The organism is Mesorhizobium sp. WSM4841 (genome assembly GCF_055811515.1).
The window spans coordinates 203,177-214,880 of the sequence record NZ_JBVVQC010000001.1; the positions used below are offsets into that span (position 1 = coordinate 203,177).

An 11,704-nucleotide genomic window follows, 5' to 3' on the forward strand; every position below is an offset into this window, starting at 1 on the left:
AGATTTAGAAAGTGCCACCGGAACCTCCTGCCATCTCGAGATGAGTGGCGCCCGCCGTTTGTCCTCGATGGGCGTGTCCGGTCGCATTGGTGCGCCAACGTGGATTGAAGATGGTTTTGTGAACAGCGCGACCACCGACGCCTGCCCCGGCAATTGAGAAGCTGTCGTCGAACAGGGAAAAGCTTTTGGTTCCCCAGGCGAGCGCCTCGATGCCGTCGCGTCCACGCTCGACCGTGGCGAAGCTGGTAACCATCAAAAGGGCCATGAAGCTGCTTGCCAGCGCGGGGCGATAGGCGCGGCTTTTCATCCGTACGTCATTCTCCCGGCCATGCTGCAGCAAGATCATGAAGATCAGCAGCAAGTAAAAGCATGCATTGATGATGGCGAAGACGAAAAAGCCGCGCGTTTGATACGCATCCTGCACGAACACGACCGGCAGAATGGAGATCAGGACCACGAAGGCATACGGTGCCAGCACGCGGAACGGTAGCGGATCGACTTCGGAAGTGCCTTTTGGCGTGACGCGAAAATCAACGAAGGATCCGGTCATCCAGTCACGGAACGCGGCAAAGGTCCCAGCCAGAACCCACGGCCAGCGCGCCAGCAGAAACAGCATCGCTTCCCAACTGAAAATCTTGCCGTCGATAGGCCGAAATGTGCGACTCGACCGCCACCAGAACGCCAGAAGCAGGATCATAAGCGACTGCGGCATGAAATGGAGCAGAAACTCTGGGTAAGTGACGTTGATGAAATTATCGCCCTGGATCAGTACGATCACGGGCAACAGGAATGTCAGAGCAAGAAAGAAGGCGTAAAGGGGGTACCAGAACTGCGAAAACAGGAATTGAACCTTCAAACGCAGCGGCAAGTTCCCGATAAGTTTTGGTGAATATTGCAGGAGGATCGTCACCAGGCTCCGCGACCACTGGAACTCCTGCGTGACAAGATCGGCAAACGTCCGTGGGCCGTCGCCATGGGCGATGGCATCAAGCGCGTGAGCCCCTCGCCAGCCATGGGCATTCATGAAGAGCGTTGTGGAATGATCCTCGGCGAGTTCTGGCCCGAGCCCACCGATTTCCTTCAGCGCCGCTGTGCGCACCGCATAGTGCGATCCGATGCACACGGGCGCGAAGCCATTATTGTATCCGGCTTGCAGTGACCCATGCATGCTCGCTTCGATGTAGAGGCGGCCACGCGCGGACCAGCTTTCATGTGCATTGCGGTCGCAAATGCTGGGCGCGGACACATATCCGATTGTCGGATCGGCAAAAGGCCGCAATATGTTATATAGGTAGTCCGGTTCTGGTACATGATCGGCATCGAGCTGCGACACAAAATCATATCGGTCGTAGCCATAATGATCGTAGAAGAAAGCAAGGTTGCCTTCCTTGCACTGTGTGCGGCGAGGCCAGGACTGGCGATGGTAATCGGCGCGACTTTTGCGGGTGGAAACGAATACGCCATGTTCGCGGCACCATGCGAGCGTTGCGGGCGATGGATCCTCATCGGCCAGCCACGTATCGTGAGGCACGTTCTGGGCTAACATGGCCCGCAAGGTTTCGGCCACCACCTCAAAAGGCTCTGACGGAGCCTTGGTGACCACCATGGCCACGCGACTTCCTGCGGAAATACGCAGCGGTCCGTGCGGCCGGCGTGCATTGAAGAAAATGGTGATGAAGTAGACTGGCAAAAGCGTTATCCACGCCAGAAGCGCCGTCACCAGAATTGAGCCGACCATGTTGGTGTGGGTGGCTCCGAAAACCCACCATTGCCAAAAAAATGCGACGGCCATCGCCCACAAAACCGCACCCATAATGTACTCGATGCGCTTTCGGCCGGTGAAGACCGGCACCATCAAGGGTTCTTCCCTGTCAACGGACAGCGCGATGCGCGGCGTTCTCATGAGCGCACCTCGAGCCCGAAGAAAGGAGCCGCCGTGCGAATTATCGTATCGAGATCGGAATAGAGCGCCTGAAAGCCAAGTTTTTCGGCAGCGAGCGCCGGATCGGCATAAAGCACCGGAGGATCGCCCGCACGACGAGCGCGCATCTCGACCGGCACGTTACGACCTGTCAGCCGGCTGATCGCTTCGAGAATTTCCTTAATGGATGTACCACGCCCGCTGCCAAGATTGACGGCCAGATTGCCACCGCAGTTGATCAGATGTTCGAGCGCCAGCACATGCGCGCGCGCCAGATCCGCGACATGAATATAGTCGCGAATGCAGGTGCCGTCGGGCGTATCGTAATCCTGGCCATAGACTTCGAGAAAATCGATCCTGCCTGCAGCGGCCATCATGGCTCGCGGAATGAGATGTGTTTCTGGATCGTGGGTTTCGCCGATTTCCCCGTCGATATCCGCGCCGGACGCATTGAAATAACGCAGCGCCACGTAGCGCAGCGCATAGGCAGCCGAATAATCGGCAAGCATTTGCTCCGCGATGAGCTTCGTGCGTCCATAAGGATTGATCGGGCGCTGGCTCTCGCCTTCGCGGATCGGCAAGCGATCCGGAATGCCATAGGTGGCGCAGCTTGACGAGAAGATGATATTGCGCGTTCCGCTTCTCTGGCAGGCGTCCAGCAGCGATTGGGTCCCGTTGACGTTGTTCTGATAATATTTTGCCGGTTTCTCTACGGATTCGCCGACGTAGGCCGATGCAGCAAAATGGATCACCCCGATAGGGCGATACTCATCCATGACGTGGGTCAACCGCTCCGAGTCAAGGATGTTGCCTTCAACGAAGGCGCCCCATCGGACGGCTGACCGGTGACCCGTGGATAGATTGTCGTAGACAATCGGATCATAACTCTGCCTGGCCAAAAGCTTGGCTGTATGGCTGCCGATAAAGCCGGCGCCACCAACGACAAGTACGTTCTTGCCAGACATCAGGCGGCCTCCGCCAGCTTTCCGGAGGGCTTCCTCAACTGCCGTTCGAAATAAGCGATCGTCGACTTCAGCCCATCGGCCAACGCCACGGTCGGCTCCCATCCAAGTTCTCTCTGGGCCACTGTGATGTCGGGCCGACGCTGGCGCGGATCGTCCACGGGCAACGGGTGATAGACGACTTTGGAGCTCGAGCCGGTCATTCCCACGATCTGCTCGGCCAACTCACCGACTGTAAATTCGCCGGGATTGCCGATGTTGACAGGCGTGTGGATCGCCTGGGGGCTGTACATGAGCCGGTAGAAGCCTTCGATCAGATCGTCCACGTAACAGAAGGAACGGGTCTGCGACCCGTCGCCGTAAACGGTGATGTCCTCGCCCCTGAGCGCCTGCACGATGAAGTTGGAAACGACCCGGCCGTCATCCGGGCGCATGCGCGGACCATAGGTGTTGAAGATGCGCACGATACGGATGTCGACGCCGTATTGCTGATGAAAATCGTAGAACAGAGTCTCGGCAGAGCGCTTTCCTTCGTCATAACAAGAGCGCGGACCGAAAGAATTGACATTGCCCCAATAGCTTTCGGGCTGCGGATGCACATGGGGATCGCCGTAGACTTCCGAGGTGGAAGCCTGGAAAATCCGCGCCTGGTAATGTGCTGCCAGTTCCAGAAGATTGAGCGACCCGATCACGCTCGTCTTCATCGTATGGACCGGGTCGGCCTGATAGTGCGGCGGTGAAGCCGGGCAGGCGAGATTGTAGATCTCGTTGACCGGCAGATCGAGCCGTTCCACGATATCGTGGCGCACAAAGCTGAACGTGTCGTAGTTCAGGAGGTGGCGCAAATTCTCTAGCCGCCCCGTGGAAAAATTGTCTACGCAGATAACAGAATGGCCGTCTTGCAAAAGACGTTCGCACAGATGTGATCCGAGAAAGCCGGCCCCGCCTGCGACAAGTACCCTCCGTTGCAAGGAAAGATCAGATTGCAACTTTGCAGACTGAAATGCGATACTCACGGGAGCCCTCATTCATAAAAACCATCAGTGCCAAAAGGAAGACATGTAGGTGTCTAAATGCACTGAGACTTCAGGTTTTCTTCCTGTAGTGAATCTGATGATTTCCAATACCTCCCCGGTTCCTACGTTGCGATATCAGGGAATCCGGAAACTTTTCAAAGCGTCCATTTTTGCAGCTGAACCGCCGCAGACATTGTTTTTTGATGGAGACGGTGGGCTTCAAGCGATTCGATTGCCTGTGCCGAGATCGATGCTGCCAAAGGCTTTTATCTCGAAGCGAGCCAAGAATCCCATTCATGGTCGGTTCAGGATCGAGCCGCTAAGGGCTAGGCTTTGTTGACTTGGTGCGCGATATAATTTACTACTCTACAAACAGTGATCCTTAAATATATCTAATGATTTTGTTTATCTTATAAACAATATACCTCGGAGGCGACGTGAGGTTGGCATGCTGCAGATGGATTTCTGACGCTATCGTCGTTATATTACTGAATTCCATGACTGTCTGTGTAATCTTGGCTGCGGTTGCCGTGACCTTTCGTGATTTCGTGCCTTCCCGGATTCGGCTCACCTCAGTATTTCTGACCTTTATCGGAGGGATCGTTCTTTCCGTTCAGGGTAATGAAGGTGCCTTCTGGCCTGCCGCCATCGGCAATACCATCATTATCTATTCCTTTTGCCTCACCTGGATCGGCGCGCGCTATTTTTACGGCAAGAAGGAGGTTTGAGAGCGGCGCTTATCATTTCCATCGCAAGCTTCCCCTTCATGTCGTTTTTCCATACAAGCTGGCAGGGTCGGAATGTTGTCTATGCGGTCGGTCAGTTCCTCCCCATGGCGATGACGGTGGCATATCTCCTGAAGCAGCGCGACGTCGCGGCCTTCCGGGTCGTGGCTGGAGGCAGTGATGTCGGATAAGACGGTCCCACCTAACGACAGGGAGCCGACATCTGTCGAACGTCGCCGTTGGCCGCGCATGTCGCAGGATCCACTCGGTGAGGATGAGGTGGAGAAGGCCGTCCTGACGTCGTTGCGCTTTGAGACGGAAATCCTTCCACCAATCCAGCAGTTTGCTGCCTGGCGGGAGCATATGGCGGTATTGATGGATTCGCGTCTGCCGAACAATGTGGATCCCGAGGATGGATTTGTCGTCCAGCAGGCGGTGTGGAATCTGGGCGGCATGCTTTTGTTGCAACAAACCGTTCCGGCCTTCAGTTACGAACGCTCGCCAGACGCGGTGCGGTTCAGTCCAATTGACCATTGGCAGATCACCGTTCTCCGCGCCGGTCGCACCTGGACCGGAGTTGACGGACGTGTCGCGCAAAATGAACCGGGCATGATTGAAATCCGCTCGCTCGGGCATCCGTTTAGCGGGCGGGCGCTGGCAACGGAGTCGATCAGCCTGATCGTTCCCGTCGATCTGTTTGCCGATGGAGGTAGCTTGCCGGCGGCGAGCAACAACGTCGTTTTGGGTGGACACCGGGCCAAACTGCTGATCGATCTTATGTCAAGCGTTGAAGCCAATCTCGATCGCTTCACGCAAGACGACCTTCCTAGAATCAAGGACCGTTTGCGGAAAATGGTATTCGACGCGGTTACACCTTTGGTGGATCGTGATGACGGCAACGATCAGATCTCACAAATCGGATTGATGACGCGGGCGAGACGCTTCATTTCGAGCAATCTTGCCTCGCCCGACCTGACACCGGATGCTCTCGCCCGGGAACTGGCGACCTCGAGGACACGGCTCTATGAGCTTTTCGAAACGTCCGGCGGCGTTGCGAATTACATTCGTCGACGACGTCTATCCGCAGCTCATGCAATGTTAGCGGATCCTTCCGACACCCGAAAGGTCGCCGAAGTTGGTCTAGCAATCGGCTTCGATTCAGCGGCGAATTTCAGTCGAGCTTTCACGCAGCAGTTCGGGTATAGCCCGAGCAACATACGCAAGCAGTCGTCCGAAGACTACATGTACCCGGATAGGCAAACAGGTAAGAAACCAAAGGTCACATTCGAAAGCCTGCTGCAAACGCTCGGCCTCTTTTGAGGATGGCGAGGAGCATATATAATATGTACACTAAGGACGTTCGATGACGACTTCGGGCATCTAAGCAATCGACCAACCTTCTATCCCTATAATGGGAAAATTTTCGAATAAGCCGCACGTCGCCGATAGTATAAGAACGCCTCTTCCATAGTAAGCCTCGCGATGTAGCGGTCTTCCGGCTCGAACCCCCGAGAGCTGGCAAACGCGACAGCCCAAGTGGACCTCTCTGTCGTGAACCGCTGAGAGAATCTAGAGAGCTAATCCGTCAATCAAGCTTGTCCCATAGCGTGTTCAGATATCCTGATCTCTTTCACAAACGCTCGCAATTCGGCTGGAGGTGCGAGACAAAAAGTTCGAAAAGTATCCAGGAACCCCAGCCATCGCTCACAGGGTCCGTTCCGGACACATGTGTAGCAGCCGTTTAATAATGCGACAGTTGAGCACGTTAGTGATGCGACAGTTTTCGCCGGCCGGCGAAAGTTCGAGCTTCCATCGCATTTTAGTTCATTGGCCATACGATCATTAGCATCGGCACAGCAACAATGATGACGAGGAACGATAGCGGCAGTCCCAGACGTGGATAATCGCTGAAACGGTAGCCGCCCGGCCCCATGACGAGCGTGTTGCACTGGTGGCCGATCGGGGTGAGAAAATCGCAGCCGGCGCCAATGGCGACCGCCATCAGAAATGCTTCCGGCCTGTAGCCGAGATCGCCGGCAAACTCGGCGGCGATAGGCGCCATGACCAGAACGGTGGCGGCATTGTTGAGGAATGGCGTAACGGCCATGGCGGCGACAAGGATAAGCATCAGTGCGCCGGGCGCCGGAAGAATGGTCCCGAGTTTGGCAAGCTCGCCGGCAACTACTTCTGTTGCCCCTGTACTGCGCAGCGAATCGCTCACTGGAATGAGAACGGCGAGCATGACGAGGATTGGAGCATCCAGCGATTGGTAGACCTCCCGAACCGGGATGACCTTGAAAAGCACCATCCCGACCGCGGCTGCAAAGAAAGCAACGGAGACCGGTAGCAGCCCAAACGCAGTCGCCACCATGGCGAGAGCCAGGATCGTTACCGGCACGATACCCTTGCGGACGCTACCAAGCAGGATAGCCCTTTCTGCCAGCGGCAGGCAGCCGAGTTCACGCAGTATCTCGGGTATCGTCGCAGCATTGCCCTGCAACACGACGACGTCGCCAAGCCTTAGCTCGATTTTGGCCAGCCTGCGGTCGAGGCGCTCGCCGCGACGGCTGACGGCCAGGAGGTTGACGTTGAAGCGGTCGTAAAGGGCAAGGCGCTGGGCCGTCCAGCCGATCAAAGAGGAGCTTTCACCGATGACGGCTTCAATAGCCACCATCTCACTGGTGGTGTCGCCACCACCGACCCTATCGCCCGTGACGCTGAGTTTGCCCTGCGAGACAAGGCGATCCAGCGCCACTGGGTCGCCTTCGAGCAGCAGAATGTCGTTCACTTTGAGGACAGCATCGGGCAGTGGCGTCATCCGCATAGTCCGATTGCGCAGGATCGACGTCACAATAGCATCGCCGCCGGAAAGCTTAATGAGGTCTGCGACGGTTTTCCCGAGCACCGTGGAATCGCTGACAATTCGCGCCTCTGTCAGGTAATTCTTGATGTCGATGGCTTCATTCAGCGACCCGCCCAGCTTTTCGCGCACCGGTAACAGCCAATAGAAAAGCACCAGGAAGATCGTTCCGGCGGCGGCCAGCGCGGCTCCAACAGGTGTAAAGTCGAACATCGTGAAGGCGGCGCCGGTCAGTTCCTCCCGCACACGGGACACAACGATATTGGGAGATGTTCCCACCTGCGTCATGAGCCCACCGAGCAGTGACCCGAAGGCCATAGGCATCAGGAATATCGAGGGTGAAACGCTCGACCGACGGGCGAACTGGAAGGCGATCGGGATCATGATAGCGAGCGCACCGATATTCTTTACAAACGCAGACAGGATCGTAACCACGATCACCAGCAGCGCCAGTTGCGACCGAACACCCGATAGGTTCGGAACAAAGCGCTTGATGGTAACTTCCATGATGCCCGAGCGGGCTATGCCTGCGCTCACCAGCAGGGCACTGCCGACAATGATCACGATGTCGTCGCTGAACCCGCTGAAGGCGTCGTCAAAAGGCACGATGCCAACCGCGAGTGAAAGCAACAGTGCCGCAGCTGCGACCAGATCATATCGATACCGGCCCCATACGAGCGCCGCCATCATCACGAAGATAACGGCGAACGACAAAATTTGCGGCGTAGTCATGTCTTCGAATGCCCCGCCGCAAATGCGGCTGATCAGAACGGCCAAACCGACCTTTTGTTGCTTTCGCTGGTCACGACTTTGCTAGCACGGTTCCATCTTGCCAATAAGCCGTGCCGAGCGGTGTTCCTGGCTCATGGGGCCATGATCCTGGTAGCGTTGCATCAAGGTGCGCGATCGGTCAGTGCGCTTGCACCTTCCTCTGCGGCGCAATGTGCGCAGCAGTAGATGATGTCATCTTGTTCGACGCCATGTCCGATGATCCGGCATCCGCAATGCGGACAGAGCGGCGCAAGTTTCTGGATCGCGCATTCGAAGCTGTCGAACGTATAGGTTTCCTCAGCCAGCTTCACTTCGAAAGCCTTGTCGTAGTCATTCCCGCATTGATCGCATCTGGCCATAGTCCTTTTCCTTCTTCTTCATTGGCTCAAGCTCGACCAACCCGCCGCATGGCGATAGGTTCCCGTCAGGATCGTAGAGTCTTGCTAAGCAGGTGACGAGCCCGAGCAGCGTCACGCGCGCCGTTCGATCAAGCGGATCACCTCCTCGATGTCCCGCGGCGCGATGTCGAGTTCCTTCAGGCCCGGCGCGCCGATTGCTGCCACGTTGTCGTGCCGCATAAGATCGACCTGGTTGCGCGTTAGGGGCGCGGCCGGAAGGAGTTCCGCGACGCCAGCCAAAGCGTCCCACGCCGCAAACGGCACCGGCATCAGCCTGATGTGGGTACCGAGTTGTCGGGCGACCTCCCGCAGCAGTTCCTTGTAGGTGTAGATTCGCGGGCCACCGAATTCGAATATGGATGAGCCCTTGTGGTTTCGCCCGTCGATCAGCCGGCTGACTGCGTCTGCGACGTCTTCCACATAGACCGGCTGAAGCCGTGTGCCGCCATCGCCGAACAGCGGATAGACCGGCAGAAGGCGTATCAGCCTGACAATCGTCGTGAGGAAAACGTCGTCAGGTCCTGTCATGACGGCGGGACGCACAATGATGGCGCCGGGAAATGCGCTCGCCACCGCCTCTTCTCCGCGCCCACGTGCCCTAATATAATTCGAATCCGATTGAGGATCGGAGCCGATCCCCGAAATCTGGACGAACCGGTCGACCTCGCCAGCGCGCGACGCGGCGGCAAGATCAGCTGCGGCTTCGACGTGTACGCGCTCAAACGTCTGGGCGCCCTGCTCGACATAGAGACCGACGGCATTCACGATCGCCTGTGATCCGGCAATGGCCGAGCCGATCGAGGACGCATCCAATATGTCCGCCTCGACGGCTTCGGGCATCCTTGACGTCGAGGAAAAAACCTGGCCCACACGAGCCGGGTGGCGGGATGCGGCGCGGACCCTGAAACCGCTTTCCAGGAGCCGCTTCACGATCCGGCGCCCGAGAAAGCCTGTCCCGCCGAACACAGTGACGATCCGTTCTGCGTTGAGATCGTCAGTATCCATCTGCCTCGCCATCCCTTCTTCGCGTGCCCGCCGAGCGCCTGCCGCGAGGATTGCCCCTCGCCGGCGTATGAACCAGCCCCTTCGAACATCGGGACGGTTGGAGAACAACGCAGGAACGCTTTTTGTTCCAGTCAGCGCCGGGTTGATCGGGGGACCGCCGATGTCGCTATAGAGGGCGAGTGTTTGACGCTGAGTTGCTTTATCCGTGCTATCAAAAACTGGCCGAGGCACTGCAGCGTCGAAATTGACAAATCATCACTTGCAAATCCGTCGCCGCTGTCTTTTGCTCGCGCGACAGTTGTCCATGACTGTTGAATGGTTGGCGAACGGATGAACAAAATCGATCGGCGACGGCCGGAGTCCGAAATGGACGCCACCGTAAATGCCGCGCGGCTTGGAACGCGGTTGCGCCTCGCCCGGCAGACACGGGGCATGACGCTGAAGGCGCTGGCGACAGCTGCGAACTGCTCTGAAAGCCTTTTATCCAAGATCGAGAACGGCAAGGCTTCGCCATCCCTGCCCATGCTTCACCGCCTGGTCGAAGTTCTGGAGACCAATATCGGCTGGATGTTCGAACAGGTCGACGACGACGAGGCGATCGTGTTCCGCGCAGGCGCGCGGCCACTGATCTCGCTCGACGCGCTGAGGCGCGGCGAAGGCATTTCGCTTGAGCGCATTATTCCGTATTCGCCCGGTCACCTGCTGCAGTGCAATATCCATCATATCGAGGCGGACGGCGAGAGCGAAGGTCCCATCCAGCATGTCGGCGAAGAAGTCGGCTATGTGCTCGCCGGCCGTATTAAGCTGATCGTCGATGGCAAGAGCCATGATCTCGCCACCGGAGATGCGTTCGTGTTCAGGTCGGAGCTGCCGCACCATTACCGCAACATCGGCAAGGAGAGAGCCAGCATTTTCTGGGTCAACACGCCAGCGACCTTCTGACGGGCGCTCAGAGATCAAATTCGTTGACAAATATTCAAGTCTCTTGAATGTTTGCCTCGTGCCTGTAGCACCAATGGGTCCAGCCGAACAGGTTTGGCCCGCAAGCAAGGGGAACCGTAAATGCGTCCGTTCACACTTCTCTTCCGTTGCGCCGCCCTCATCGCCATTTGCTCGACAGCGATGGGATCGGCGTTCGCCGATACGTTCGCTCTCGTCAACATCAACCAGCAGGCCCTGTTCTTCAACCAGATCAATGAGGGCGCGCAGAAGGCAGCCGACGCCGCAGGCGCCAAGCTGGTCATCTTCAATGCCAACAATGTGCCGAGCGCGCAAAATGACGCGATCGAGAACTACATCACACAGAAAGTCGACGGCATCATTCTGGTCGCCATCGACGTAAACGGCGTCAAGCCTGCAATCACCGCCGCGAAGGCGGCCGGCATCCCCGTGATCGCCATCGACGCGCAGATTCCCGACGGCGACAACGTTGCGTTCATTGGCGTCGACAACGCCAAGGCCGGCGAGGATATCGGCAAATTCTACGCCGACTATGTGAAGTCGGAGATGGGCGGCACTGCCAAGATCGGTATCGTCGGCGCGCTCAATTCGTTCATTCAGAACCAGCGGCTCGACGGCTTCAAGAAGGCGGTCACTGACAGCGGCCTGGCGATCACCTTCCTCGACACGGTCGACGGCCAGAATGTTCAGGAGACCGCGATGAGCGCTTCGGAGAATTTGATGACCGCCAATCCGGACATGACGACGCTATACGCGACCGGCGAGCCGGCTCTGCTCGGCGCTGTTTCGGCCGTAACCAGCCAAGGCCGCACCGGCGACGTCAAGGTGTTCGGCTGGGACCTGACCAAGCAGGTCATTCAGGGCATTGACGATGGTTGGGTGGTTGCGGTCGTCCAGCAGGATCCGGCCGGTGAAGGCAAGGCCGCTGTCGAAGCATTGACCAAGCTCAAGAAGGGCGAAACGGTCGAGCCGATCATCAATATTCCGGTGACGATCGTGACCAAGGACAACGTCGACAAATTTCGCGCGATGTTCCAGTAAACTCCGTCGATGACCGATCCGCGGCGCCGCTTGAGGCTACGCCGC

Annotated in this window: 10 protein-coding genes; 4 read left to right on the top strand and 6 right to left on the bottom strand. The window is 57.4% G+C overall.

All coding sequences use genetic code 11. The features are described from left to right. Positions 1-4: 4 nt before the first annotated feature. Genes AC0L14_RS00960 through AC0L14_RS00970 form a run of 3 tightly spaced genes read right to left on the bottom strand, consistent with a single transcriptional unit; the run spans position 5 to position 3,911 of the window. The gene (locus AC0L14_RS00960) at positions 5-1,903 is read right to left on the bottom strand and encodes a glycosyltransferase family 2 protein (protein WP_473748418.1); all 1,899 of its coding nucleotides are present in this window, start codon (positions 1,901-1,903) and stop codon (positions 5-7) included. Continuing rightward, entirely contained in the window at positions 1,900-2,886 is a 987-nt protein-coding gene (gene galE / locus AC0L14_RS00965; RefSeq protein WP_095495269.1) for a UDP-glucose 4-epimerase GalE, read from the bottom strand. The genes AC0L14_RS00960 and galE overlap by 4 nt, the downstream gene beginning before the upstream one ends. Then, a complete protein-coding gene (locus tag AC0L14_RS00970) occupies positions 2,886-3,911 on the bottom strand; it encodes a UDP-glucuronic acid decarboxylase family protein (protein WP_473748419.1) in 1,026 nt (341 codons plus the stop codon). Before AC0L14_RS00970 ends, galE begins: the two co-directional genes overlap by 1 nt. Before the next feature lie 503 nt (positions 3,912-4,414). Here AC0L14_RS00970 and AC0L14_RS00975 point away from each other — a divergent pair. Further along, positions 4,415-4,627 (top strand): hypothetical protein, encoded by a 213-nt coding sequence (locus AC0L14_RS00975; protein WP_473748420.1) that lies wholly within the window; start codon positions 4,415-4,417, stop codon positions 4,625-4,627. Positions 4,628-4,804: 177 nt separating this feature from the next. Then, a complete protein-coding gene (locus AC0L14_RS00980; RefSeq protein WP_473748421.1) occupies positions 4,805-5,944 on the top strand; it encodes a helix-turn-helix domain-containing protein in 1,140 nt (379 codons plus the stop codon). A 499-nt stretch (positions 5,945-6,443) separates the two neighbouring features. Here AC0L14_RS00980 and AC0L14_RS00985 read toward each other — a convergent pair whose 3' ends face one another. The 3 genes from AC0L14_RS00985 to AC0L14_RS00995 all read right to left on the bottom strand — a co-directional run bounded on the left by AC0L14_RS00985 (position 6,444) and on the right by AC0L14_RS00995 (position 9,658). Beyond that, positions 6,444-8,216, bottom strand: a complete 1,773-nt coding sequence (locus AC0L14_RS00985; protein WP_473748517.1) for an SLC13 family permease — start codon at positions 8,214-8,216, stop codon at positions 6,444-6,446. A 161-nt stretch (positions 8,217-8,377) separates the two neighbouring features. Further along, complete coding sequence (locus AC0L14_RS00990) at positions 8,378-8,614, bottom strand: hypothetical protein (protein WP_077381301.1); 237 nt, start codon at positions 8,612-8,614, stop codon at positions 8,378-8,380. Between the two features lie 111 nt (positions 8,615-8,725). Next, on the bottom strand, positions 8,726-9,658 hold the full coding sequence (locus tag AC0L14_RS00995) for a complex I NDUFA9 subunit family protein (protein ID WP_473748423.1): 933 nt from the start codon (positions 9,656-9,658) through the stop codon (positions 8,726-8,728). A 330-nt stretch (positions 9,659-9,988) separates the two neighbouring features. Between AC0L14_RS00995 and AC0L14_RS01000 the strand changes: the two genes are divergently transcribed. Together AC0L14_RS01000 and AC0L14_RS01005 are read left to right on the top strand one after the other, a co-directional pair. Then, entirely contained in the window at positions 9,989-10,600 is a 612-nt protein-coding gene (locus AC0L14_RS01000) for a cupin domain-containing protein (RefSeq protein WP_473545466.1), read from the top strand. Between the two features lie 120 nt (positions 10,601-10,720). Further along, positions 10,721-11,659, top strand: coding sequence for an ABC transporter substrate-binding protein (locus tag AC0L14_RS01005; protein WP_473748424.1), 939 nt, complete (start codon positions 10,721-10,723; stop codon positions 11,657-11,659). The last annotated feature ends 45 nt before the right edge of the window (positions 11,660-11,704 follow it).